General features: G+C 72.5%; 21 protein-coding genes. 14 read left to right on the top strand and 7 right to left on the bottom strand.

Annotated features, from left to right (window positions below; genetic code table 11):
• Window positions 1-33 precede the first annotated feature (33 nt).
• Window positions 34-915, top strand: a complete 882-nt coding sequence (locus BLU27_RS02540) for an NAD(P)-dependent oxidoreductase (protein WP_092650183.1) — start codon at window positions 34-36, stop codon at window positions 913-915.
• Here the strand turns inward: BLU27_RS02540 and BLU27_RS02535 are convergent.
• Complete coding sequence (locus tag BLU27_RS02535; protein WP_092657070.1) at window positions 912-1,352, bottom strand: VOC family protein; 441 nt, start codon at window positions 1,350-1,352, stop codon at window positions 912-914. The genes BLU27_RS02540 and BLU27_RS02535 overlap by 4 nt on opposite strands.
• Before the next feature lie 63 nt (window positions 1,353-1,415).
• On the opposite strand from BLU27_RS02535, the gene BLU27_RS02530 reads away from it, so the two are divergent.
• From BLU27_RS02530 to BLU27_RS02520, 3 genes are all read left to right on the top strand, one after another.
• Window positions 1,416-2,861, top strand: a complete 1,446-nt coding sequence (locus BLU27_RS02530) for a sulfatase family protein (protein ID WP_092650181.1) — start codon at window positions 1,416-1,418, stop codon at window positions 2,859-2,861.
• Window positions 2,862-2,929: 68 nt separating this feature from the next.
• Window positions 2,930-3,688, top strand: coding sequence for a metallophosphoesterase family protein (locus tag BLU27_RS02525; protein ID WP_092650179.1), 759 nt, complete (start codon window positions 2,930-2,932; stop codon window positions 3,686-3,688).
• 47 nt (window positions 3,689-3,735) lie between these two features.
• Window positions 3,736-4,596: a phosphoribosylaminoimidazolesuccinocarboxamide synthase gene (locus BLU27_RS02520; protein ID WP_092650177.1), complete on the top strand. Its 861-nt coding sequence runs from the start codon at window positions 3,736-3,738 to the stop codon at window positions 4,594-4,596.
• Window positions 4,597-4,623: 27 nt separating this feature from the next.
• Here the strand turns inward: BLU27_RS02520 and BLU27_RS02515 are convergent, their stop codons facing one another.
• On the bottom strand, window positions 4,624-6,261 hold the full coding sequence (locus tag BLU27_RS02515; protein WP_092650175.1) for a hypothetical protein: 1,638 nt from the start codon (window positions 6,259-6,261) through the stop codon (window positions 4,624-4,626).
• A gap of 236 nt (window positions 6,262-6,497) precedes the next feature.
• Between BLU27_RS02515 and purS the strand changes: the two genes are divergently transcribed.
• Entirely contained in the window at window positions 6,498-6,758 is a 261-nt protein-coding gene (gene purS, locus BLU27_RS02510; RefSeq protein ID WP_092650173.1) for a phosphoribosylformylglycinamidine synthase subunit PurS, read from the top strand.
• Between the two features lies 1 nt (window position 6,759).
• Window positions 6,760-7,434 carry a phosphoribosylformylglycinamidine synthase subunit PurQ gene (gene purQ / locus BLU27_RS02505; protein ID WP_092650171.1) on the top strand — a complete coding sequence of 225 codons (675 nt, stop codon included), beginning with the start codon at window positions 6,760-6,762 and terminating at the stop codon, window positions 7,432-7,434.
• Window positions 7,435-7,543: 109 nt separating this feature from the next.
• Here the strand turns inward: purQ and BLU27_RS02500 are convergent, their stop codons facing one another.
• Genes BLU27_RS02500 through BLU27_RS02490 form a run of 3 tightly spaced genes read right to left on the bottom strand, consistent with a single transcriptional unit; the run spans window position 7,544 to window position 10,751 of the window.
• A complete protein-coding gene (locus tag BLU27_RS02500; protein ID WP_092650169.1) occupies window positions 7,544-8,890 on the bottom strand; it encodes an ABC transporter substrate-binding protein in 1,347 nt (448 codons plus the stop codon).
• Between the two features lie 51 nt (window positions 8,891-8,941).
• Window positions 8,942-9,892, bottom strand: a complete 951-nt coding sequence (locus tag BLU27_RS02495; RefSeq protein ID WP_197681644.1) for a carbohydrate ABC transporter permease — start codon at window positions 9,890-9,892, stop codon at window positions 8,942-8,944.
• Window positions 9,879-10,751: a carbohydrate ABC transporter permease gene (locus BLU27_RS02490; RefSeq protein ID WP_197681643.1), complete on the bottom strand. Its 873-nt coding sequence runs from the start codon at window positions 10,749-10,751 to the stop codon at window positions 9,879-9,881. Before BLU27_RS02490 ends, BLU27_RS02495 begins: the two co-directional genes overlap by 14 nt.
• 266 nt (window positions 10,752-11,017) lie before the next feature.
• On the opposite strand from BLU27_RS02490, the gene purL reads away from it, so the two are divergent.
• Complete coding sequence (purL, locus tag BLU27_RS02485; RefSeq protein ID WP_092650167.1) at window positions 11,018-13,309, top strand: phosphoribosylformylglycinamidine synthase subunit PurL; 2,292 nt, start codon at window positions 11,018-11,020, stop codon at window positions 13,307-13,309.
• Window positions 13,310-13,343: 34 nt separating this feature from the next.
• Here the strand turns inward: purL and BLU27_RS02480 are convergent, their stop codons facing one another.
• Window positions 13,344-13,733 (bottom strand): hypothetical protein, encoded by a 390-nt coding sequence (locus tag BLU27_RS02480; protein WP_092650165.1) that lies wholly within the window; start codon window positions 13,731-13,733, stop codon window positions 13,344-13,346.
• Window positions 13,734-13,982: 249 nt separating this feature from the next.
• Here BLU27_RS02480 and BLU27_RS02475 point away from each other — a divergent pair, with 249 nt between their 5' ends.
• Window positions 13,983-15,152 carry a glycoside hydrolase family 27 protein gene (locus tag BLU27_RS02475; RefSeq protein ID WP_092657064.1) on the top strand — a complete coding sequence of 390 codons (1,170 nt, stop codon included), beginning with the start codon at window positions 13,983-13,985 and terminating at the stop codon, window positions 15,150-15,152.
• Window positions 15,153-15,183: 31 nt separating this feature from the next.
• On the opposite strand, the gene BLU27_RS02470 is transcribed toward BLU27_RS02475, so the two are convergent.
• Window positions 15,184-15,603 carry a hypothetical protein gene (locus BLU27_RS02470; protein WP_092650163.1) on the bottom strand — a complete coding sequence of 140 codons (420 nt, stop codon included), beginning with the start codon at window positions 15,601-15,603 and terminating at the stop codon, window positions 15,184-15,186.
• A gap of 536 nt (window positions 15,604-16,139) precedes the next feature.
• Between BLU27_RS02470 and lon the strand changes: the two genes are divergently transcribed.
• The 6 genes from lon to BLU27_RS02440 all read left to right on the top strand — a co-directional run bounded on the left by lon (window position 16,140) and on the right by BLU27_RS02440 (window position 24,047).
• Window positions 16,140-18,536 carry an endopeptidase La gene (gene lon / locus BLU27_RS02465; RefSeq protein ID WP_092650161.1) on the top strand — a complete coding sequence of 799 codons (2,397 nt, stop codon included), beginning with the start codon at window positions 16,140-16,142 and terminating at the stop codon, window positions 18,534-18,536.
• Between the two features lie 333 nt (window positions 18,537-18,869).
• Window positions 18,870-19,535, top strand: coding sequence for an HAD family hydrolase (locus tag BLU27_RS02460; protein WP_092650160.1), 666 nt, complete (start codon window positions 18,870-18,872; stop codon window positions 19,533-19,535).
• Window positions 19,536-19,838: 303 nt separating this feature from the next.
• The gene (locus tag BLU27_RS02455) at window positions 19,839-20,027 is read left to right on the top strand and encodes a hypothetical protein (RefSeq protein WP_092650158.1); all 189 of its coding nucleotides are present in this window, start codon (window positions 19,839-19,841) and stop codon (window positions 20,025-20,027) included.
• A gap of 136 nt (window positions 20,028-20,163) precedes the next feature.
• A complete protein-coding gene (locus tag BLU27_RS02450; protein WP_197681642.1) occupies window positions 20,164-20,946 on the top strand; it encodes a phosphatase PAP2 family protein in 783 nt (260 codons plus the stop codon).
• 54 nt (window positions 20,947-21,000) lie between these two features.
• Complete coding sequence (locus BLU27_RS02445) at window positions 21,001-21,414, top strand: sterol carrier family protein (RefSeq protein ID WP_092650156.1); 414 nt, start codon at window positions 21,001-21,003, stop codon at window positions 21,412-21,414.
• Between the two features lie 521 nt (window positions 21,415-21,935).
• A complete protein-coding gene (locus BLU27_RS02440) occupies window positions 21,936-24,047 on the top strand; it encodes a RecQ family ATP-dependent DNA helicase (RefSeq protein ID WP_197681861.1) in 2,112 nt (703 codons plus the stop codon).
• Window positions 24,048-24,054 lie beyond the last annotated feature (7 nt).

The raw sequence follows: 24,054 nt of genomic DNA, 5'->3' as shown, positions 1-24,054 counted from the left end.
TGACACCAGCGTCCCCGACAGCTTGGAGCACCGATGTCCGACACGAACCTCCCGCGAGTGGCCTTCCTAGGACTTGGCCGGATGGGTGCGCCGATGGCCCGCCACGTGCTGGCCGCCGGATACGACCTGGCGGTGTGGAACCGCACCCGCGACAAGGCCGAGCCGCTCGGGCGGGACGGCGCCCAGGTCGCCGACACCCCGGCGCGGGCGGCGGCCGGCCGCCAGGTCGTCGTCCTCATGCTGGCCACGCCCGACGCCGTCGGCGAGGTGCTGTTCGACCCCGACCACGGCGTGGTGGCCACCGCCGAGCCCGGCACGCTGGTGATCGACTCGAGCACCATCGGGCCGACCGCCTCCCGCGAGATCGCGGCCCAACTGGGCGGGCACGACCTGCACTACGTCGACGCGCCGGTCTACGGCTCGGTCGCCCCGGCCACCGAGGGGACGCTGCGGGTGTTCGCAGGCGGTGATCCCGCCGACTTCGAGCGCGCCCGTCCGCTGCTGGGACTGTGGGGCGACCCGGACAAGGTGGACCTGGTGGGCCCGGTCGGCACCGGCAGCGCCGCGAAGCTCGTCGTCAACCTCACCCTGGGCACCTCGATCGCGGCCATCGGGGAGGCGCTGCGGCTGGGCCGCGTGCTGGACCTGGAGCAGTCGCTGGTCGACTCCCTCATCGAGGCCAGCCCGCTCGGCGCGGCGTTCCCGCCGATCCGGGCGATCATGGACAGTGGCAAACCGCAACCGGCGAACTTCGAGCTCGGCCTGCTGCGCAAGGACCTCGACCTGTGCCTCGCCGAGGCCGGCGACCTCGCCCTGACCGCTGCGGCCCGGGAGGCCTGCCAGCGGGCGATGGCCGCCGGGCACGGCTCCGACGACGCCAGGGCCCTCGCGGTGCTGATGGCCGGCCTGCTCTAGCCGGCGACGAGTTCCACCTCGAAGCCCTGGCCGTCCTCGAGGTAGCCCGCGTAGTGCTCGGGGCCGCCCGCGTGGGGGTGCCGGTCGGCGAACATCAGGTCCCACCCGTGTCCGGGTGCGGCGGCGACCAACCGGTCGACCTCGGCCCGGCCGGCTACGTGGAACGCCAGGTGGTTCAGGCCCGGGCGGCAGCGGTCGTGCGGGCCGGGCCGCAGGGCGGGCGACTGCTCGGCGACGAGGTAGGTCGCCCCCAGCCGCCAGCTGACCCCGGCCGGCCAGTCCTGGAAGACCGTCCAGCCGAGCTCGCCCAGCAGCCAGCCCAGGCTCTGCCTGGTGGCGGCCAGGTCGGCGACCCAGAGTTCGACGTGGTGGAGCTGTCCGGGCCGGCTGGTTCGCTCAGGCTGTCCAGGCTGTCCAGGCTGTCCAGGTGTGGTCACCGGATCGACGTTATCGCCGTACCCGTTGCGGGACAGCCCCACGTCGGCGGGAGGATTTCGGTCATGGCCCGAGCTTCCTCACCTCCGAACACCCGGCGTCCGAACGTCGTCCTCATCGTGTCCGACGACCACGGGTACGCCGACCGCGGCGCCCTCGGCATCGACCCCCAGGTGCGTACTCCCGGACTGGACCGGCTGGCGGCCACCGGCGTCACCTGCTCCCAGGCGTACGTCACCGCGCCGATCTGCAGCCCGTCACGCGCCGGCCTGATCGGCGGGCAGTACCAGCAGCGGTGGGGCGCCCGGTGGTTCGACACCAGCGCGTTCCCCGACCACCTGCCCTCGCTGGCCGAACGCTTCACCGACCTCGGCTACGCCACCGGCTACCTGGGCAAGGTCCACTACGGCGGCGAGGGACGCGGTGACCGAGCCTGTCCGCCGCACCACGGCTTCGCCGAGAGCTGGTACGGCCTGGCCGGGCAGCAGATGGGCCGGCTCAACTACCTGCACCACTCCAAGGCGGCGGTGGAGCGGTACGGGCCGGAGGCGTCGTGGCGGATGGCGGTGCAGCCGATGCTCGACGGTGACGAGGAGTCCGACCTCGAGGGCTTCCTGACCGACGAGATCGGCGCCCGGGCACGCGACTTCGTTGCCCGGCACGAGGACGAGCCCTTCTTCTTGATGATGGCGTTCAACGCGGTGCACAACTTCTGCTTCCAGCTGCCGGAGGAGGAGCTTGTCAAGCGCGGGTTGGCGAAGGTCGACGACTGGGACCCGTCGGTGTCTGAGTACGTCGACTGGTACGACGGCGCGATCTGGCCCGGCCTGCCCGACGGGCGGGCGTACTACCTCGCCCAGCTCGAACTCATGGACGCCCAGATCGGCCGGCTGCTGGACGAACTGGAAAGCCGCGGCTTGGCCGACGACACGATCGTCGTCTACACCACCGACAACGGCGGCTCCACCTGCAACTTCGGTGTCAACACGCCCTTGCGCGGGACGAAGTACACGCTGTGGGAGGGCGGGATCCGGGTGCCGTTCCTGGTCCGCTGGCCGGCCGGCGGCGTCGGCGGGGCCTCGGGCGCGGCGCCTGGCGGCCCGCCGGACGCGCGGTCGACCGACCGGCTGGTGAGCACGCTGGACCTGTATCCCACGTTGCTGTCCGCCGCGGGCGCCGACCCGGCCGCGTGGGAGCACAGCGACGGCGTCGACCAGCTGCCCGCGCTGCGGGGTGAGCCGGACGCGCCCGGGCACGACGCGCTGCACTGGGACTGCGGCTTCCAGTGGGCGGTGCGGTTCGGTGACTGGAAGCTCCGGCACGCCGACGACGGCCCCCACGCGCAGGCGCTGCTGCGGACCGAACACGCCGAGGTCGGCGTCGGCGACCGGCTCACCCACCTGGGCGAGGACGTGGGCGAGGAACGCGACCTCGCCGCCGAGCATCCCGAACTCGTCGCCGAACTCACCGCACGGCACCGGTCCTGGCAGGCGGAGGTGGGCATCGGGTAGCCCGTCCTGGTTCCGCCGACAGCGAAGAGTCCTGGCAGGCCCGCGGCGTACCGGCCAGACTTCGGCGCATGCCGTCGCGAACCGTCGCCGTCCTGTCCGACATCCACGGTGTGCTGCCCGCCCTCGAGGCGGTCCTGGCCGAGCCGGACGTCGCCGCCGCCGACCGGATCGTGCTCACCGGCGATCTCGCCGCCGGGCCGCAGCCGGTGGAGACACTCGACGCGCTGGCGGCACTCGGCGACCGCGCGGTGTGGGTACGCGGCAACGCCGACCGCGAGCTGGTGGAGTACGCCGCCACCGGGACGATGGCCACCGACGACCCGGTGGCCCGCTGGGCGGCGGGGCAGCTGCGCAAGGACCAATTGACACTGCTCGCGGAGCTGCCCACGTCGGTGGTGCTGGACATCGCCGGGCTCGGGCCGACCGTTTTCTGCCACGCGACGCCACGCGACGACGAGGAGGTCGTCGTGGTCGACTCCCGGCTGGACCGGTGGAGCGAGGTGCTGGCCGGCCTCGACCACGCCGTACGCACGGTCGTCTGCGGGCACACCCACATGCCGTACGCCCGTCTCGCGCACCGCCGGCTGGTCGTCAACCCCGGCAGCGTGGGCATGCCCTACGGCGGGGCGGGTGCGCACTGGGCACTGCTCGGTCCGGGGGTGAGCCTGCGCGTGACCGACTTCGACGTGGACGCCGCGTGCGTGCGCGTTGGCCGGGAGTCCGGGTTCCCCGAAGCGGCCGAATGGGCCGACTACTACCTGCGTTCCCGGGCCTCCGACGCGGACGCGCTCGCGCTGATGGCCCCTCGAGACGGTCGTCGAGTCTGACCGCAGCCCGGCCGCCCGGCCGTGACCCGTTCTGGGAGGATCGGGTCATGAGCGAGCCCGCACCGCCGCCCGGCCTCACCCACCTCTACTCCGGCAAGGTCCGCGACATCTACACCGACGGCGACGACCTGATCCTGGTCGCCTCGGACCGGATCTCGGTCTACGACGTCGTACTCCCCACTCCGATCCCGGACAAGGGGCGGATCCTCACCGCCCTGTCGCTGTGGTGGTTCGAACGCCTGGCCGACCTCGCCCCCAACCACGTGCTGTCCAGCACCGACGTCCCGGCGGAGTTCGGCGGCCGGGCGATCCGGTGCCGGCGGCTTTCCATGGTGCCGGTGGAGTGCATCGCACGCGGCTACCTCGCGGGCTCGGGCCTGGTGGAGTACGCCGACCGCGGCACCGTCTGCGGCGTACCACTCCCGCCCGGGCTGGTCGACGGCTCCAGGCTGCCCGAGCCGATCTTCACCCCCACCACCAAGGAGGCGGTGGGCGCCCACGACCAGCCGATGACCTACGCCGAGGTCGCCGGGAAGGTCGGCGCGGACACCGCGAGCGACCTGCGCGACCTCACCGTGGCGATCTACCGCCGGGGTGCCGAGATCGCCGCCGAGCGGGGCATCGTCATCGCCGACACGAAGGTGGAGTTCGGCTTCGCGCCGGACGGCACACTGACGATCGCGGACGAGCTGCTGACGCCGGACTCGTCGAGGTTCTGGCCGGCCGACTCCTGGGAGCCGGGCCGCACGCAGTTCGCCTACGACAAGCAGTTCGTGCGCGACTGGGCGACCTCCACCGGCTGGAACAAGCAGGCGCCCGCGCCCGAGGTCCCCGCGGACGTGGTGGCCGCGACCCGGCAGCGCTACGTCGAGGCGTACGAACGCCTCACCGGCGAGCGCTGGTCCTGACCGTCTGCGATCCTGACTCGGCGCCAGTCAGGCCGGCGTGTCCGGCGGCGGTGTCGGATCGGCCGGCGGCGGTGTCGGGTCGCTGGTCGGCGGTGGCGACGGCTCGGTTGTCGGCGGTGGCGACGGCTCGGTTGTCGGCGGAGGCGACGGCTCGCTGGTCGGCGGAGGCGAGGGTTCGGAGGTCGGCGGCGACGAATGGCTGGGCGGTGGCGGCGCCGGCGTGCTGGTGCGGGTGGGTTGTGGTGCCGGTTCCGGCGGAGGAACCGGTGCCGACGTCGCCGTTCGGCTCGGCGTCGGAACGGGCGCAGTGGGCAGTGGCCCGTCCGTCACGGTTGGTTTCGTTCGCGGCGCCGACCGGCGATCGACGACGACGTTCGACCGTGCCGCCGGCCGGGCGGCTTCGACTGCCTCGGGTGTCACGGCGTCCGTGGTCGGCGTCGGAACCAGGACACCCGCCGCCGGAGCGGTCGGTGAGTCCTGCACGAAGCCCATCCAGTCGTCCTCCGGCGGCCCGTCGCCCGCGGTGTCCCCGGCAGTGCTGCCGGGCACCGGGGCGTGTTCGGCGTCGGTGACGGGCGGGCTGCCGCCGATCATCGCCACGGTTCCCCAGGCCAGCGTGGCCACAGAGGCGGCGGCCAGTACGCCGAGGGCGGCGACGCCGGCGGTCCGGCCGCGGAGGACGCTCGAGCCGGCCCAGGAGCCGGCCCAGGCGCCGGTCCAGGAGCCGGTCCACAGCTGCCGTCCCGAGGAGGAGAGGCGTTCGGACCACGAGGCGGTCGCCGGCCGCGGACCCAGCGGGCGGGCGGCCGGGTCGACGACCGCGAACACGGGTGCTCCCTCTCGCCGCAGCGCGGTGAGGTAGCCGGATGCGTGTGGTCCGAGGACGAGTCCTGCCAGCCGCTCCGGCAGGGCGGCGCCGGCCGCGACCAGCCGCCGGTGCATTTCGGTGCAGTTCGCACAGACTTCCAGGTGGCCGGTGACGTGCTGGGCCTCCTCGTCGTACAGCCCCTCGAAGGTGTGCCGGCCCAGGACCTCGAGGATCTCCCGGCACTGCTCCGGGGTGTCCTCGCGTTCGTCGAGCAGGTGGCGCACGTAGACGCGGCGGAACGCCGCCTCGGCGCGGTAGCCCGCGACGGCCGCGTCTGCTGCTTCGGTGCCCAGCACGACGGCGAGGCGTTCGGGGGAGTCGTGTTCGACGGCGCTGTGCCACAGGGCGGTGAGTACGGACTCCGGCAGGTGGGCGATGGCCTTGTCGGCAGCGTCCTGTTCGGGGTCGGAGCGGCGCAGGCCGTTGCCCTCCTCCAGCGACGTGGCGGTGGAGACCCGCAGGACCGCGCGCAGGAAGAACGGCCGGAACGCCGCCCGCGGCCCGGTGCCGGCGTGAACGGTGGCAAGCACCTGGTCGCCGGCCGCCCGCAGCCGGTCCTCGGCTGTCGACGGCGCAGCGTCGCCGGCGGTGTCCTCGGGCAGTGAGGCGAGCAGGAGCCGGCCGGCGGGTTCGTGCCGCCGCAGGAGCTCGGCATAGGCGTCGGCGTCGCCGGAACGGGTGTCGGCGAGCAGCACGGCGTCCGGGCGAGGCCGGGCAGGCTCCGAGGGCAGTTGCGACAGCAGCGTGCGCAGGCGGTCGTGACCGACGTGCCGGCCGCCCGGGTGCGGTTGTGACACCCAACGACCAGGGAGCAAATGGTGACTCTCCGTGTTCACGCGATGCTGTGGCGTCGGCTCGGCTGATGCCGGGTCATGCGCTCCTGCCGACATGTACGCGCCCCCTCGTAACCAACTCACCTGCCGGAGCGGGCACTCTATGCCGTCGTGGGAGTACTCGCCACGAGGCGGAAGCGGCCCGCGTGGCGCCGCTCGCTAGGCTTGGCCGCAGTTCTCGCGTCCATGAGAGGGGCACCGTGGCCAGGGTCGTGGTCGATGTCATGCCGAAACGGGCGATTCTGGACCCGCAGGGCCGCGCGGTCGCCGGTGCGCTGGAGCGGCTCGGGTTCGGCGGCATCTCGGACGTACGCCAGGGCAAGCGGTTCGAGCTCGAGGTCGACGGCGAACTCACCGAGGAGCGCCTCGCGGAGCTGCGCCGGGCCGCGGAGACGCTGCTCGCCAACACCGTGATCGAGGACTTCACCGTCCGGGTCGAGCACGTCACCACGCAGGCCTGACATGCGCATCGGAGTGGTGACCTTCCCCGGCTCCCTCGACGACCGGGACGCGGCCCGCGCGGTACGCATCGCCGGCGGCGAGGCGGTCGCGCTGTGGCACGGAGACGCCGACCTGGCCGGCGTGGACGCGGTGGTGCTGCCCGGCGGTTTCTCCTACGGCGACTACCTGCGCTGCGGAGCGATCGCGCGGTTCGCGCCGATCATGGGACCGGTCATCGAGGCGGCCGGGAAGGGCCTGCCGGTGCTCGGCATCTGCAACGGCTTCCAGATCCTGTGCGAGTCGCACCTGCTGCCGGGCGCGCTGGTCCGCAACGACCGGCGCAAGTTCGTCTGCCGCGACCAGCGGCTGCGCGTGGACAACGCCGAGACCGCGTGGACCTCGGCCTACACCGCCGGGCAGGAGATCGTCGTCCCGCTGAAGAACGGCGAGGGTGGGTACGTCGCCGACGAGGACACTCTCGACCGGCTGGAGGGCGAGGGGCGGGTGGTCGTCCGCTATCTCGGCGACAACCCGAACGGCTCCTACCGCGGGATCGCCGGCATCACCAACGCCGCCGGCAACGTCGTCGGCCTGATGCCGCACCCCGAGCACGCGGTGGAGACCCTGTGCGGGCCGACCAGCGACGGGCTCGGCTTCTTCGCCTCGGTCCTGGACCGATTGGCCGCCGCCCGCTGACGCTCTTTCCGCGAAACTCACGCGAAACGCCAACGTACGAAGAACGCCCCACCGGCCTGCGGCCGGTGGGGCGTTCGCCTGATGTCAACGCTGGCTTGTCAGCGCAGCCCTACTCCTTGATGGCCTCGTTGCCGGCGCGCTGCGCGTCGGCCAGGCCCTTCCCGACCGGCGTACGGCCGAGGAAGATCTCCTTCATGATCGGGTCCATCGCGGTGGCGCCCGCGTTGACCCGCGGGCCCACCGGGGCGGGGAAGGTCTTGCCCGAGGCCGCCTTCTGGAATGCCGTGATGTCCACGCCCTGCTTCTTCCAGTAGTCGACGAACGCTCCCTCGTCCGCGGTGACTCCCGGGAAGGCGTACCCGCCCGCGGCGATCGCCCGCTGGCCCTGCGCCGAACCCAGCCAGGACAGGACCTTCGTCGCCGCGTCCTTGTGCCTGGTTCTTGCCGAGGCGACCGCGGCGACACCGTGGACGACGCCGACCCGGCCGGCCGGCCCCTCCGGAAGCGGGGCGACACCCCAGTCGAAGTCGGCGTTCTCCTCGATGGTCTTCAGGTTGTACGGGCCGGACTCGAACATCGCAAGCTTGCCCTGCACGAACAGGTCCCGCGTCTTGTCGCCGTTGTCGTTGGTGTCGGCCGCCGACGGCGCGACGTGGTACTTGTTGATCAGGTCGACGACGTACTGGATCGAGGCCCTCGTCTTCGGGTTGTCGGTGGCGAACCGGTCGCCCTTCTGCCACACGGCCCCGTTGGAGCCGACGAAGTTCCAGTAGACGCCCTGGGCGTCCAGGCTGGCGTTGTAGCCGTACTGCTTGATCCTGTCCGGGTCGAAGCCCGGCTGGCCGGGGTGCTTGCCGGCGGCGTCTAGGGTGAGCTTCCTCGCCGCGGGCAGGAACGTGTCACCCTTGCCGTTCGGGCTCCAGCGCAGGGACGCCGGGTCGACGTTCGCCTGCTTGAGCAGCTTCTTGTTGTAGTACAGCCCGATCGAGTCCCACAGTTGGGGTACGCCCCACAGCTTCCCGTCGCGGGTGTAGAGGTCGACGACCGAGGGCTTCCAGTTCTTCTTCTCCGCCTTGAGTACCGAACCCACGTCGAGCAGGTTGGCGTTGTCGGCGTAGATCCCGAAGTTGGAGGTGTTCGTCCAGAAGATGTCCGAGGCGTTGCCGGCGGCGACGTCGGCGGTGAGCTTGTTCCAGTAGTCGTTCCACGGCACCAACTGGACCTTGACGTCGATGTCGGTGTTCTTCTTCTCGAACTGCTGGAAGGACTTCTCGTACGCCTTCGCCACCTGGTCGTCCCAGAGGCGGAAGGTGACCACCGTCTTGCCGGACTTGCTGTCACCGCCGGCACCGTTGTCGCCGGAGCCGGAGGTGTCACCGCCGCCGACCGCGCAGCCACTGGCCGCCAGGGCCAGCGCCGCGGCGGAGGCGAGGAGGAGCCGTCGAGCCTTTCGCACAGGCTTTCCTTTCGGGTTCTTTCTTGCTGGTCGGCCGACCGGCGTCTCGGACTACCGCAGTCCGGTGAGCGAGATCGACCGGACGACGTGGCGCTGGAAGACGAGGTAGACCACGAGCAGCGGCGCCATCGCCACCGTCGTCGCGGCCGTCACCAGCGTCCAGTTTCCGGAGTACTGGCTTTGCAGGTTGGCCGTCGCCACGGTGAGCACCTGCCACTTGGTGCTGCTGGTGATGATCAGCGGCCACAGGAAGTTGTTCCAGTGGGAGACCACCGTGATGATCGCCAGCGTGGCGAGGATCGGGCGGCTCATCGGGACGACGACATACCAGATCGTGCGCAGCGTCCCCGCGCCGTCGAGCTTCGCGGCGCTGAGGACGTCCTCCGGGATGCCGCGGAAGTACTCCCGGAGCAGGAAGATGGCGTACGGCGAACCGAACACGAACGGCAGCACGATTCCCCAGAACGTGTCCCGCAAACCCGCGGTTGACAGCATCGTGTAGAGCGGGATCAGCGTCACCACCTGCGGCACCATCAACGTCGCCAGGTAGACCCAGAACAACCCTTCCCGGCCGGGAAAGCGCACCCTCGCGAACGCGTACGCCGCCAGCACCGAGAACACCAGCTGCCCCACCAGCACCACCAGCACGACCTGCACGGTGATCACCAGTGGTGGGATGAAGTCGTAGCGCCCGCCGAAGAGTTCGGCGTAGTTGGCGGACGTCACCGGGTTCGGCAGCGCGAGCGGCCCGCCGGTGGCGAACTGCTTGGCCGACCGGACCGAGGTGAGCACGCTCAGCAGGAACGGCGCGAGCGTCACCACGGCGCCCAACAGCAGCAGGACGTACGTCATCGCGTTCGCGACCAGCCGGCGTCCGCTTCCGCGTACCTGCGGCCGAGGCGCCCCACCGGTCCGTGTCGCGTCACCGGCCGCGACCGGACCGGATAGACGCGCGGTGCCCGGCGTGGCGGTGGTGGCGGTCGAGGGGTCAGGAGAGGTCATAGGTGATCCGCCGGCGGAAGTAGAGCTGCTGGCCGACGGTGACCGCCACCAGCAGAACGAACAGCAACACGGCGAGCGCGGCGGCGCGGCCCAGCCGGAACGCCTCGAACGCCTCGTAGTAGATGCGGGACGCGATCACGTCGGTGTGCCCGGCCGGCCCGCCCTTCGTCATCGCGTAGACCGTGTCGAAGACCTGGAAGCTGGAGATCACCCCGGTGACCAGGACGAAGAACGTCGTCGGCCGCAGCAGCGGAAGGGTGATCCGCCAGAACACCTGCCGCGACCCTGCGCCGTCGATGCGGGCGGCCTCGTAGAGCTGGTCCGGGATGGCGTTCAGCCCGGCCAGGAAGAACAACGTGACGTACCCGACCTGCGACCACACCGTCACCGACGCCACCGCGGGCAGTGCCAGAACGGGACTGGACAGCCATTCCACCCGCTGGCCGGTCAGCGCGTTCAGGGCACCGTCGGACGGGTCGAAGATCCACCGCCACACCACGCCGAGAGCAAGCGGCGCGCAGATCCACGGGATGACGTAGACGACCCGGAAGACGCTCGACCCGGGCAGCCGCCGGTTGAGCAGCAGGGCGGCGACCAGACCGAGCACCGTCTGCACCGGAATGACGATGAGCACGAAGAACGCCGTGACCAGCACGGAGTTGCCGACCTTCGGGTCGGTGAGGATGTCGCGGAAGTTCGCCAGGCCGACCCACCTCGCCGGGCTGATGAGGTTCCACTGCGTAAGGCTGAGCGCGAGGACGACGAACACCGGCAGGATCAGGAACACGCCGACACCGAACAGGCTGGGGGCGAGCAGCAGGCAACCGGTACGGGCTTCCCGTCGGGCCAGCGTGTTCACGAGCCTCGAGCCCCCGTACTTCCCGTCGGTGCGCCGTCGCGGTGGCGCCGTCTGGTGCCGCCTGTGCTGCGACAACCGGAAAAGCCTACTGATCTCCGGCATCACTCGCCGGTCGGCGCGAGGCCGGCCCGCCGGGGCTGCCGGACCGGCCCGGTGGCCGCGCTCGGTACCGTTGGGCCTGTCGTGCCCGCCTCGACCCGACGCCCAGCCGCCGGCCGCCTTCGAGGACGCGGGACGAGGACGAAAGCGGACAGGAGAGCGCCCCGGTGACCGTCGACACCGTGAAGCAGGCCGGGGACACCCCGGACGCCCCCCAGCCCTACGCCGAGCTCGGCCTGAAGGACGACGAGTACGCCCGGATCCGGGACATCCTCGGCCGCCGGCCCACCAGCTGCGAGCTGGCGATGTACTCCGTGATGTGGAGCGAGCACTGCTCCTACAAGTCCTCCAAGGTGCACCTGCGCAAGTTCGGCGACCTGCCCGCGGAGACACACCGGGGCAAACTGCTCGCGGGCATCGGCGAGCAGGCCGGGGTTGTCGACGTCGGCGAGGGGTACGCCGTCACGTTCAAGATCGAGTCCCACAACCACCCGAGCTACGTCGAGCCGTACCAGGGTGCGGCGACCGGCGTCGGCGGGATCGTCAGGGACATCCTGGCGATGGGCGCCCGCCCGGTCGCGGTGATGGACTCGCTGCGGTTCGGCCCGGCTGACGCGCCCGACACCCACCGGGTCCTGCCCGGCGTGGTGGCCGGCGTCGGTGGCTACGGCAACTGCCTGGGCCTGCCCAACATCGGTGGCGAGGTCGTCTTCGACCCGTCGTACGCCGGAAACCCGCTGGTCAACGCGCTGTGCGTGGGCGTGCTGCGGCACGAGGACCTGCACCTGGCCAAGGCGGCCGGTGTCGGCAACCAGGTGATCCTCTACGGCGCCAAGACCGGCGGCGACGGCATCGGCGGGGTGTCGGTGCTGGCCAGCGAGACCTTCGACGCGTCCACCGGCGAGGGCGGCGGCGGACCGGCGAAGCGGCCCGCGGTCCAGGTCGGTGACCCGTTCATGGAGAAGTTGCTGATCGAATGCACGCTGGAGCTGTTCGCGGCGGGCATCGTGGTCGGCATCCAGGACCTCGGCGGAGCGGGCCTTTCCTGCGCGACGTCGGAGCTGGCCTCGGCCGGCGAGGGCGGCATGCACGTCTGGCTGGACCGGGTGCCGCTGCGCGACTCCTCCCTGGCGCCGGAGGAGATTCTGATGAGCGAGTCGCAGGAACGCATGATGGCGGTGGTGGCGCCCGCCGACGTCGAGCGCTTCCTGGAGATCTGCGCGAAGTGGGACGTCCCGGCGACCGTGGTCGGTGAGGTCGACGACTCCAGCCGGCTCACCGTGGAGTGGCACGGCCAGACGGTGGTCGACGTACCGCCGCGCACGGTCGCCCACGAGGGGCCGGTCTACCAGCGCCCGTACGCCCGGCCGGACCGGCAGGACGCACTCCAGGCCGACGTCCCCGACCACCTGCCCCGACCCTCGTCCGGCGCGGAGCTGCGGCAGACGCTGCTCGCCCTGGTCGGCTCGGCCAACCTCGCGGACCGGTCCTGGGTCACCGACCAGTACGACCGCTACGTCCTCGGCAACACTGTCGCGGCCCAGCCCGACGACGCCGGCATGATCCGGGTGGCCGACGACTCCACCCTCGGCGTGGCCGCCGCGACCGACTGCAACGGACGGTTCGTGCAGCTCGACCCGTACGCCGGGACCCAGCTCGCCCTGGCCGAGGCCTACCGCAACGTCGCCGTCTCCGGTGCCCGGCCGCTCGCCGTGACCAACTGCCTCAACTTCGGCTCGCCGGAGGACCCCGGGGTGATGTGGCAGTTCGAGCAGGCGACCCGGGGACTGGCCGACGCCTGCCGCGAGCTGGGCCTGCCGGTGACCGGCGGCAACGTGAGCTTCTACAACCAGACCGGCGAGCAGCCGATCCTGCCCACGCCGGTGGTCGGCGTGCTCGGCGTCACCGACGACGTGACCCGCACGATCCCGCAGGGCTGGCGTACCCCCGGTGCGGCGCTCTACCTCCTCGGCACCACCGCGGCGGAGTTCGGTGGCTCGGAATGGGCGCACGTGGTGCACGGGCACCTGGGCGGGCTGCCGCCGCGGGTCGACCTGGCCGCCGAGCGCCGGCTGGCACAGGTGCTTGGCGAGGCAGGCGACGCGGGTCTGGTGCTGGCCGCGCACGACCTGTCCGACGGCGGGCTCGCCCAGGCGCTGGTCGAGGGCAGCCTGCGAGCCGGCTTCGGTGCGCGGGTGAGCCTGCCGGCCGACGTCGACCCGTTCGTCGCGTTGTTCGCGGAGTCCGGGGCGCGGGCCGTGGTGAGCGTGGGTGCGGAGGACGAGGCGGAGTTCGGGCGGCTGTGCGAGCGGATCGGCGTACCTGTCACCCGGATCGGCACGGTGGGCACCGACGGCGAGGGCGCGGCGCTGGTGGTCGAGGGAGCGTTCGAGGTGCCGCTGGCGGAGCTGCGGGCCACCTGGACGGTAACTCTTCCGGGGCTGTACGAGGAGTCCTGAGCCGGGCGGGCCGCGGGGCGCCGCCCGCCGGGGATCACTCCGGCGGCGGCGCGAACAGCCAGCTCGACAGCAGGTAGAGCAGCAACAGGATCAGCACCACCGCGGGCAGTGCCTGCACCAGCCCGGGCCACCTGCGCGCACCCAGCCGCCGGATCACCCACACCACGGCCCAGCTGAGCAGGAGCACGACGACGGCGGCCGGGATCACGATCAGCAGCGAGATGGCGAACGTCCACCCGCCCGCGCGCAACGGGTCGACGCCCGGCACGGAGAAGAAGCCGAAGGCGACCAGTCCCAGCGCGGCCAGCAGCACGATGCCGACCAGAGCCGCGGCCCAGTGGTAGCCCTTCTTGCTCTTCGGCGGCGGCGGGCCGAGTGGGCGCAGCGTCGAATGGCCGCTGCCCAGCCTGGAATCCTGCGTCATCGGGTCTCCCCCTCAAGGTCTGTGTCGATGGTAGCCGCGCCGCTCCCCGGCCTGTCATCCCGTTGGCGGCTCCCCGCCTGCGACCGCGGCCCGGCAGCGGCAACCCGAAGGGACGGTGGCCGGATCGGGCCGACGGACTGGCCCCCGCGCTCCGGACCCCGGACGATGCGGAGGCCGGTACGCCCGTCCGGCCCGCCGGGTCGCCCGCCGTGCGCCGGCTCGTACGTCCTCGTCTCGGGAGCCGACGCCATGTCCGACCAGCAGCCCGCCACCGACCTCGGCCCCGATCGTGCGGCCGGGTCCGGCCTCGACCACGGCCTGGACCTGTCGCTGGCACCGACCCCGCCGATGGGCTGGAACAACTGGAACACCACCAACGACCGGCCGGAGTTCAACGAGGAGATGGTGCTGGCCACGGCCGACTTCTTCGTCTCCTCCGGGCTGCGCGACGCGGGCTACGTCTACATCAACCTCGACGACTGCTGGGCGCTGCCCGAACGCGACCGGCACGGCGACCTGGTGCCGGATCCGGTGCGCTTCCCCCACGGCATCGCCGCGGTCGCCGACTACGTGCACTCCAAGGGGCTGAAGTTCGGCATCTACACCAGTGCGGGTTCGCACACGTGCAGCCCCGTCGGGTTCCCGGGCGCCCTCGACCACGAGGAACAGGACGCGCTGTTGTTCGCGTCGTACGGCGTCGACTACCTGAAGTACGACAACTGCCACAACGAAGGGCGCGACGCGGTGCAGCGCTACACCCGGATGCGGGACGCCCTCCTCGCCACCGGCCGCCCGATCGTCTACAGCATCTGCGAGTGGGGCCAGAACTCTCCGTGGACCTGGGCCCGGGGCGTCGGCCACCTGTGGCGTACGACCGGCGACATCGAGGACACCTGGGCGAGCATGCTGGCGATCGCCAAGCAGAACCTCGCGCTGGCGGAGTACGCCGGCCCCGGGCACTGGAACGACCCGGACATGCTCGAGGTCGGCAACGGCGGGATGAACGACGTGGAGTACCGCAGCCACTTCAGCCTGTGGGCCGTCATGGCGGCACCGCTGCTGATCGGCTCGGACCTGCGGACGGTGACGCCGCAGACGATGGAGATCCTGCTGAACACCGAGGTGATCGCGCTCGACCAGGACCCGCTGGGGGTCCAGGGCGCGCCGGTGCGGTCGGAGGGCGGGCTGCACGTGCTGGCCAAGCCGCTTGCCGACGGCGGCCGCGGGGTGGCGCTGTTCAACGAGACCGATCAGGCCGCGAGGATCGTCACGACCGCGGCGGAGGTCGGTCTGCCGGCCGCGGACGGTTACCAGGTGCGCGACCTGTGGGCGCACGAGACGCAGAAGTGCGGCGGGACTGTCGAGGCGGAGGTCCCCGCACACGGGACCGCGGTGTACCGGGTCACGGCCGCGGACTGAAGCGCGTGGCGTGTGGTGCCGGCGGCCGGGGTCAGATCAGGGGGTACGCGCGGAAGAGGGCGACCGCGGCGACCGCGAACAACACCAGCGCGGCGGCCAGTGCGCCCTGCGCTGAGCCGGACCAGCTCCTGGCCGGTCCCCGGCGCAGCAGCAGGACCACCAGCCAGGCGACGCCGGTGGCCAGTGCGGCGAACGGCGCCGAGATGAAGGTGAGCAGGACCGCACCCTCCCGGCGGGTGAGGGTGCAGCCGAACCCGATCCCCTCGCACTGTCCGGGCAGGCTGTTGTGCGGCCAGCTCCAGGCCAGCAGGCTCAGGATCGCCACAAGGTAGGGACCGAGCACGAACGCCGTGCACCACTGCAGGCCGCGGCTGGCGGCAGGTCGGCGTTCGGTCTTCACGTGGTCAGCTTCCGCGCCGATCGCGTCCGGAGCATCCGCGCGGATACTCATCCGCCATGAGTATCCGGCGTCTTCTGCGCACCCGGAACGTCCTGGGCCGCGCTGGAGGTCGTGGGGAGGCGGGGGAGATCCCCGCGGCGGGAGGGGCCGGGACGGGGCCCCTCCCGCGGGGGTTGCTGTGCGGCCGATCGGGTGGGGGGCCCTGGCCGCCGCAGCGGGTAAGCGCGGGCCGTCAGGGGGGACGGGAGGGATACGGCCGCCGCGCTGCGGTGACCGAGGCGTATCGCCCGGTAACCGATATGCACGACGTTAGTCGCTTGGCGGCCTTCCCGGACCTGGTCCGGCCAACTCTGTGGACGAGTTTTCCCCGTACATCCGGAATTCCCGCCCGGAATGCCGATCTGGAATGCCCACCTGGAATGCCCGTCTGGGTCGCCCGGTCCGGCATTCCCCGACCTGACTGCTCGTCGGCCCGGCCCGGAATGCCGGGCCGGCCGGGTGGCGTTGCGGCCGGCGAGGGCGAACTCCACCCGAAAGAATCCTGCGCAACCGGGAATGACTGTAAGCGTGTAATCAGTTGAGTGGGCATGACCACGCTCACGCTTCCGTTGCTGTTCCTCGACGACACGGTCCTGCTGCCCGGCATGGTCGTGCCGGTCGAGCTCGACGGTGAACGCCGCAGTGCCGTCGACGCGGCCCGCCTGGCCGCCCAGAACGGCACAGCCGGTGCACAAGAGGGCACCGGTATCCAAAGCGACCCGGCTCCCCGGCTCCTCGTCGTACCCCGCCTCGAAGGCAGGTACGGCGCTGTCGGTGCGGTCGCCGAGATCGCCCAGATCGGCCGGCTCCCCAGCGGTGAGCCGGCTGTCGTACTCCGTGCCGTGTCGCGCGCCCAGGTAGGCGTCGGCGTCAACGGCCCCGGCGCGGCCCTGTGGGTCGAGGCCGAGCCGATGACCGTGCCGCCGGCCGACGAGCGCACCCGCGAGCTGGCCCGGGAGTACAAGTCCGTCCTCGTCTCGATCCTGACCGAGCGCGGCAGCTGGCAGGTCGTCGACACCGTGCAGCGGATGAACGACCCGAGCGAGCTGGCCGACGCGGCCGGATACGCGTCCTGGCTGGAGGGCGATCGCAAGGTCGCGCTGCTGGAGACCGCGGACACCGCCCGGCGGCTGACCCTGCTGCTGGAGTGGGCCCGCGCTCACCTGGCCGAGCTGGAGGTCGCGGAGAAGATCCGCGAGGACGTCCGCGACACGATGGACAAGACCCAGCGTGAGTACCTCCTGCGCCAGCAGCTGGCCGCGATCCGCAAGGAGCTGGGCGACGACCCCGAGGGAGCAGACGACTACCGTTCCCGGGTGGAACGTGCCGACCTGCCGGAGAAGGTCCGCGAGGCCGCGCTGCGCGAGGTCGACAAGCTCGAACGCACCTCCGACCAGTCGCCGGAGACCGGGTGGATCCGTACCTGGCTCGACACCATCCTCGACCTGCCGTGGAACGTCCGGACGACCGACGCCACCGACATCGCCGCCGCCCGGGCGGTGCTCGACGCCGACCACGCGGGCCTGGACGACGTGAAGGACCGGATCGTGGAGTACCTCGCGGTCCGCGGCCGGCGCGCCAGCCGGGGCCTGCAGGCCGTCGGCGGGAGGGGTTCGGGCGCGGTGCTCGCGCTCGTCGGGCCGCCCGGCGTCGGCAAGACCTCGCTGGGTGAGTCCGTCGCCCGGGCGCTGGACCGGAAGTTCGTCCGGGTGGCGCTGGGCGGTGTCCGCGACGAGGCCGAGATCCGCGGCCACCGGCGTACGTACGTCGGTGCGATGGCGGGCCGGATCGTCCGGGCCATCAAGGAAGCCGGCTCGATGAACCCCGTGGTCCTCCTCGACGAGGTGGACAAGGTGGGGTCGGACTTCCGCGGCGACCCGGCGGCGGCACTGCTCGAGGTGCTCGACCCGGCGCAGAACCACACGTTCCGCGACCACTACCTCGAGGTGGAGCTCGACCTGTCCGACGTGCTCTTCCTGGCCACGGCCAACGTCGCCGACACCATCCCCCCGGCGCTGCTGGACCGGATGGAGCTGGTGGCGCTCGACGGGTACACCGAGGACGAGAAGGTCGCCATCGCCCGCGACCACCTCCTGCCGCAGGCGCTCGACCGGGCCGCGCTGTCGGCAGACGACGTGCGCGTGGCCGAGGACGCGATCCGTACGGTCGCAGCCGACTACACGCGCGAGGCCGGTGTCCGTACGCTCGAACGCGCGCTGGCGAAGGTGCTGCGCAAGGTGGCCACCCAACTGGCCACCGGCAAGGCCACCGCGCCCGTCGAGGTCGGCGCCGCCGACGTGCGCACCTACCTCGGCCGGCCGAGGTTCCAGCCGGAGTCGGCGCGGGACGGCTCGACGCCGGGCGTCGCGACCGGCCTGGCGGTCACCGGCGCCGGCGGCGACGTGCTGTACGTCGAGGCCGCGACCATGGCCGGCGAGCCCGGGCTCAACCTCACCGGGCAACTCGGCGACGTGATGAAGGAGTCCGCGCAGATCGCGGTGTCGTACCTCCGGGCGCACGGCGGCGAGCTCGGCGTACCTGTCGAGGCGCTGACCAGCGGCCGGGTGCACGTGCACGTGCCGGCGGGCGCGGTACCCAAGGACGGGCCCTCGGCCGGGGTCACCATGACCACCGCGCTGGCGTCGCTGCTGTCCGGGCGGCCGGTCCGGCCGGAGGTGGGGATGACCGGCGAGGTCTCCCTCACCGGACGGGTGCTGCCGATCGGCGGGGTCAAGCAGAAGCTGCTGGCCGCGCACCGCGCCGGGCTCACCGAGGTGATCCTGCCGCGGCGCAACGAACCCGACCTCGACGACGTGCCCGAGGCGGTGCTGGCGGACCTGCGGGTCCGGCTCGCCGACGACGTGTCCGAGGTGGTGCGGTGGGCGCTCGCCGACAGCGACGCCGCAGGCCGGGACGCCGACGAGGCGGCCGTCCGCGCAGCCTGAGAGAGCCGTTGTCCGGGGCGGGCCACGAGGTGGTCGAAGATCAGGCCCGCCCCGGACCGGCCACCGGTGGACCCGCTCGCCGCGGGGCGACCAGCAGCGGCGTCTGCGGGGACCGGCGGTTCGTGACGGTCCTGGGGATGCCGCTGCTGCGTCTGCTGCGCTCGCGGCGTTGGTTCGAGAATGCTCGACCGCCCGGGCGAAGTGGATCAGTTCGCGTACTCAAGCTTCGGCGCTCCGGCACTCAGTGCCCGCCTGAGCCCGGCTGACCCGCCTCGGCCACTCTGTTGCTCAGACCGCGAGGTTGGGCACGGTGAGGGCGGGTAGCCGTCGGGAGTGACCGACTCCACCATCGCCGTCCTCGACATCGACGGAACGCTCATCGACTCCAACTACCAGAACGCGCTCGCCTGGTACCGCGCACTCCGTTCGGTGGGCGAGACCTGCCCGGTGTGGCGGCTGCACCGGCTGATCGGCATGGGCGGGGACCAGGTGGTCTCGGCGGTGGGCGGGGAGGACCTGGAATGCCGGGTGGGCGACCGGGCCCGGGAGCAGCAGGGCAAGGAGGTCGACGCGCTGCTCGACGAGATGGCGCCGTTGCCGGGCGCCCGCGACCTGCTCACGGCGATCAAGGAACGCGGTCACCGGCTGGTGCTGGCCAGCTCCGCGAAGAAGCGCCACGTGGACGTCTTCCTGGACAAACTCGATGCCCGCGGCCTCGCCGACGCCTGGACCACCGTCGACGACGTCGAAGCCTCCAAGCCGGCGCCGGACCTGCTGCAGGTCGCGCTGAAGAAGCTGGGAGCCCCGTCCGACGCGGCGAGCGTGATGGTCGGCGACTCGGTGTGGGACATCGAGGCGGCCAAGAAGGCCGGGATGCCGGCGATCGCCCTCCGCTCAGGAGGCTTCGGGACCGACGAACTCCGGAAGGCCGGTGCCATCGCCATCTACGACACCCCCGGCGACGTCGCGAAGGCTCTGGACGACACCCCGCTCGCCTGAGGTGCTGCCTCTGCGCAGGGACGGACCCCGCCCTCGGTCGGATCGGCCGCGAACCCCGGCCGGGGTCGTCCGCTTGACGGGGATTCGGGTGCGACGTCTCACCGCAAGGTAGGGGTCGGGAACGACCCACGGACGACGCCCGGGGCGGTGTCGGCGACTTACGGTCGAAGGGCCGGCCGGCGCGGTCGGTGACGATCACCCAGATCACACCTGGCCAGAGCCGGGCACCGCCGAGCACTGATCCGGAGCGGCCGGGCCACCTGTCGTTCACCGACTGGGGGCTGCTCGCCGAGGGGTCTCGGTGTGCGCCGTCAGCTTCCGCCCGAAGGTGCTGCTCAGCAGTACGGCACGATCGGCTCCGCCCGTGGTGTACGGATCACCCGGGCCTACGTCGCGGCGTTCTTCGACGCGAAGCTGCGGGGCGAGCGGGCGCCCCTGCTGACCGGGCCGTCGCGGGCGTACCCGGAGATCTCGTTCAAGGTGCCGCGGTGACCGCCGGAAGGCCCTGCCTGCGCACCGTTCCGTCCCGATCAGCCCCTTATTTCCGGCGGATCCCGGCCGGTGGGGCCGGGTACGTGACAGGTGCCGGCCGGATCGTCGGCGTTCGAACGCGGAGGAGTGGAAACCCATGAGCCTCGTGGTTGCGCAGGCGGTCGTGGTCGCGGACCGCCCGGTGATGACGCCGGGAGCGGACGCCGGGTGGTACCGCGAGGTGACGGAGTTCGCCGCGACGGCGCCGCGCTGGCTGGCCGGCGTGGCCGAGGTCGCCACGGACGCCGGGCTGGCGGCGTTCGCGCTGTTGTTCGTGTTCGCGTGGTGGCGGTCCCGGCGTGGCGACGCTCGCGGTGCCGCCTACGCCGTGCTGGCGCCGGTGGCCGCCGTCGTCGCCTACCTCGTCAGCGAGGTCGCCAAGTCCTTCCTGCGCGAGGAACGCCCCTGCCGCGCCGTGGCCGGAGTCGTCACCCTCATGCCCTGCCCGGCGTCCGGCGACTGGTCCTTCCCGAGCAACCACGCCGCGATCGCGGGAGCGGCCGCCGTCGCGCTCCTGCTCGCCTGGCGCCGGCTCGCGTGGCTGGTCCTACCCCTCGCACTCCTGCTCGGGTCCACCCGCGTCTATCTCGGCATGCACTACCCGCACGACGTGGCCGCCGGCCTGCTGCTCGGCGGTGGCGTCGCGCTGCTCGTCGGCCTGGTGCTCGCCGGCCCGCTGGTGCCGGTGGTCCGCCGGCTGCGGCTGGTTCCCCTGGTCGGCGTGTTGCTGGTCGCCGGCGGAGCGGCGGCCGGGCGTACGCCGGAACTCGCCGGGCCACGGGCCCAGGTGATGCGCGGCCCGGCCCGGCCGGTGTCCACGACGTCGGTACGGTCCAACCGTACGGACGGCGGCTCGCGGACAGGCAGCCCAGACGGGTGACGCAGTGGTGCGGGTGACCTCGCGGGGTCGCCCCCCACGCCCTAAGCTCACCCGGTGCCCGCACGACTACGTCCCGCCGATCCGACCGACGTGGCCGCCGCGCTCGCCCGCGTCCTGCAAGCCCACGACGCGGAGGAACGCCCCCCGGCGGAGGATCTGCGACTGCTGGTTCGCCACTCCCTCGCGCTGTTGCTGGCGCGGGCGCCGGGGCGTTCGGTGGAGGTACGCGTCCCGCCGTACGCCGCGATCCAGTGTGTCCCCGGCCCGCGGCACACCCGGGGCACGCCGCCCGGTGTCGTGGAGACCGACCCGCTGACCTGGGTGCTCCTCGCCGCCGGCCGGACGACCTGGGCGACGGCACGGGAGTCGGGGACGCTGGCCGCGAGCGGAGAGCGGACCGACCTGTCCGCCTACCTGCCGCTCCTCCCAGCGGGTGATCCCGCGGGGTCCGACGGCGGAGCGAGCTGACGAGTGGTCCGCCGTTCAGCCCGCTGACCTGGGGTTATGCGGTGCGTGCCGGCTGGGGAGAAAAAGTCGTGGAAATTTGCGACTTGATGGAACCGAGCGGGGAGCCGCATCGTCCGATATCCGGTGGTCCGAAGCCATCTGGAGAAGCCCTCGCGATACCCCCCGACGCGGGGGCTTCTTCATGCCCGGATTCAGGACCGGACACGCACCCGACAAGGACCGAACTCGGGTCCCGGACTCGGGGCCGAGCTTCGTCGCGGTCGCCGCGACACCGGCTGTCGGCGCGGTCCACTAGCGTCGGCCAGGTGACAGCCCACCAGCCCAACGACCCGCCGGCCGCGCGGAGCGCGGGTGACCCGCCGCCCGACTGGGCACTGCGCGAGCCCCCGCCCGACGACTGGGACCCGGGCGAGCCGCCTCCGCCCGACGACTGGGACCAGGCCGAGGTCCGGCCGTCGAAGGCCCGTCCGTCCGTCCCACCCACCCCGACCGCACCGGCCGGGACTCCCGACCCGGCCAGGCTGCGCGCGGAGGCCGACGCCCACCTGCGGCGGCTGGTCGGCCGGGACGACGCCGCGTTCCGCGAGGGCCAGTGGGAGGCGATCGAGGCGCTGGTCGCTCGGCGCCGCCGGGCACTCGTCGTCCAGCGGACCGGCTGGGGGAAGTCGGCCGTCTATTTCGTTGCCACCGCGCTGCGGCGGGCCCAGGGCGCGGGTCCCACCCTCATCGTGTCGCCGCTGCTCGCGCTGATGCGCGACCAGGTGGCCGCGGCCGAGCGGGCAGGCATCCGCGCGGTGACGATCAACTCCGCCAACGCCGACGAGTGGGCCGACGTGGTGAAGGCGCTGGGCGAGGACGAGGTCGACGTCCTGCTCGTCAGCCCGGAGCGGCTCAACAACCCGCGCTTCCGGGCCGAGCAGTTGCCGGAGCTCGCCGAGCGCACGGGTCTGCTGGTCGTCGACGAGGCCCACTGCGTCTCCGACTGGGGCCACGACTTCCGGCCCGACTACCGCCGCATCCGTGACCTGCTGGCCCGGCTGCCCGCCGACACCCCGGTCCTCGGCACCACCGCGACCGCCAACGCCCGGGTGGTCGCCGACGTCGCCGAACAACTCGGTGGTGGCGAGGTGCTCACCCTGCGGGGCCCACTGGCCCGGGACAGCCTGCGGCTCGGCGTACTCCGCCTGCCCACCGCACAGCAGCGGCTCGCCTGGTTGCTCGCCCACCTCGACGAGCTGCCGGGTAGCGGGATCATCTACACCCTCACCGTCGCGGCGGCCGACGACATCGCCGCGCTGCTGCGGGAGGCGGGCCACGCCGTGCTCGCCTACACCGGGCGCACCGACGACGCCGAACGCCGGTCGGCCGAGGAGGCCCTGCGCAGCAACGAGGTCAAGGCCCTGGTCGCGACCTCCGCGCTCGGCATGGGGTTCGACAAGCCCGACCTCGGCTTCATCGTGCACGTCGGCGCGCCGTCGTCGCCGATCGCCTACTACCAGCAGATCGGCCGGGCCGGGCGGGCCACCGAGCGCGCCGACGTCCTGCTGCTCCCCGGTGTGGAGGACACCGACATCTGGCGTTACTTCGCCACCGCGTCGATGCCGCGCCAGGACCAGGCCGACGCCGTGCTCGCCGCACTCGCCGACGCCGGCAAACCGCTGTCCACCGCCGCGCTGGAGGTCGTCGTCGACGTCCGCCGCACCCGGCTGGAGCTGCTGTTGAAGGTGCTCGACGTGGAGGGTGCGGTCCGTCGGGTGTCCGGAGGGTGGGAGGCGACCGGCCGGCCGTGGGTCTACGACGCCGAGCGTTACTCCCGGGTTGCCGGCGTCCGGGACGCCGAGGCCAGGGCGATGCTCGACTTCGAGCAGCACGACGGTTGCCGGATGGCCTACCTGCAGCGTGCGCTGGACGACCCCAGTGCCGCCGACTGCGGGCGTTGCGACCGGTGCGCCGGGGAGTGGTATCCCACGGACGTGCCCGCTCCCGCCCAGGAGGCGGCCGCGGGCCGGCTGGCCCAGGTGGGCGTTCCGATCGAGCCGCGAGCGATGTGGCCGAGCGGGATGGACCGGCTCGGCGTCCCGGTGCGCGGGCGGATCGCCGCGGCCGAGCGCGCGGAGACCGGCCGCGCCGTGGCGAGGCTCACCGACCTCGGCTGGGGGCAGCGGCTGCGGGCACTGCTGGCACCCGGCGCGGAGGACGCACCCGCACCGGAGGCGGTGCTGAGCGCCTGCGTCGACGTACTCCGCACCTGGGCCTGGGACCGGCGGCCGGCGGCGGTGGTGGCGATGAGTTCGCGTGGGCGGCCACGCCTGGTCGGTTCGGTCGCGGAGGGACTCGCCCGGATCGGCCGGCTGCCGCTGCTGGGCGCGATGGAGCCGGTCCACGGCGGGCCGATCGGCGAACCCGGCGGCAACAGCGCGTTCCGGCTGGCCGGGGTGTGGGAGCGCCTCGACACCGGCACGGAGGTACGCGACGGACTGGCTGCGCTGGCCCGCGACCTCGGCGAGCCGCCGCCGGTGCTGCTCGTGGACGACCTGGTGGACTCGCGGTGGACGATGACGGTGGCGGCCCGGGAGCTCCGGCACGCCGGAGCGGGGGAGGTGCTGCCGTTCGCGCTCGCCGTCGCCGGGTGACCCGTGC

The sequence above is a fragment of the Actinopolymorpha singaporensis genome (genome assembly GCF_900104745.1).
Taxonomy (GTDB): Bacteria; Actinomycetota; Actinomycetes; order Propionibacteriales; family Actinopolymorphaceae; genus Actinopolymorpha; species Actinopolymorpha singaporensis.
This window is presented reverse-complemented; position numbering and strand designations above follow the sequence as displayed.

What these genes read in the sequence shown, in the direction of transcription:
- BLU27_RS02540 (WP_092650183.1), top strand. Translation starts at nt 34, where the DNA reads ATGTCCGACACGAACCTCCCGCGAGTGGCCTTCCTAGGACTTGGCCGG.
- BLU27_RS02530 (WP_092650181.1), top strand. Translation starts at nt 1,416, where the DNA reads ATGGCCCGAGCTTCCTCACCTCCGAACACCCGGCGTCCGAACGTCGTC.
- BLU27_RS02525 (WP_092650179.1), top strand. Translation starts at nt 2,930, where the DNA reads ATGCCGTCGCGAACCGTCGCCGTCCTGTCCGACATCCACGGTGTGCTG.
- BLU27_RS02520 (WP_092650177.1), top strand. Translation starts at nt 3,736, where the DNA reads ATGAGCGAGCCCGCACCGCCGCCCGGCCTCACCCACCTCTACTCCGGC.
- purQ (WP_092650171.1), top strand. Translation starts at nt 6,760, where the DNA reads ATGCGCATCGGAGTGGTGACCTTCCCCGGCTCCCTCGACGACCGGGAC.
- BLU27_RS02495 (WP_197681644.1), bottom strand. Translation starts at nt 9,892, where the DNA reads ATGACCTCTCCTGACCCCTCGACCGCCACCACCGCCACGCCGGGCACC.
- BLU27_RS02480 (WP_092650165.1), bottom strand. Translation starts at nt 13,733, where the DNA reads ATGACGCAGGATTCCAGGCTGGGCAGCGGCCATTCGACGCTGCGCCCA.
- BLU27_RS02475 (WP_092657064.1), top strand. Translation starts at nt 13,983, where the DNA reads ATGTCCGACCAGCAGCCCGCCACCGACCTCGGCCCCGATCGTGCGGCC.
- BLU27_RS02470 (WP_092650163.1), bottom strand. Translation starts at nt 15,603, where the DNA reads ATGAGTATCCGCGCGGATGCTCCGGACGCGATCGGCGCGGAAGCTGAC.
- lon (WP_092650161.1), top strand. Translation starts at nt 16,140, where the DNA reads ATGACCACGCTCACGCTTCCGTTGCTGTTCCTCGACGACACGGTCCTG.
- BLU27_RS02450 (WP_197681642.1), top strand. Translation starts at nt 20,164, where the DNA reads ATGAGCCTCGTGGTTGCGCAGGCGGTCGTGGTCGCGGACCGCCCGGTG.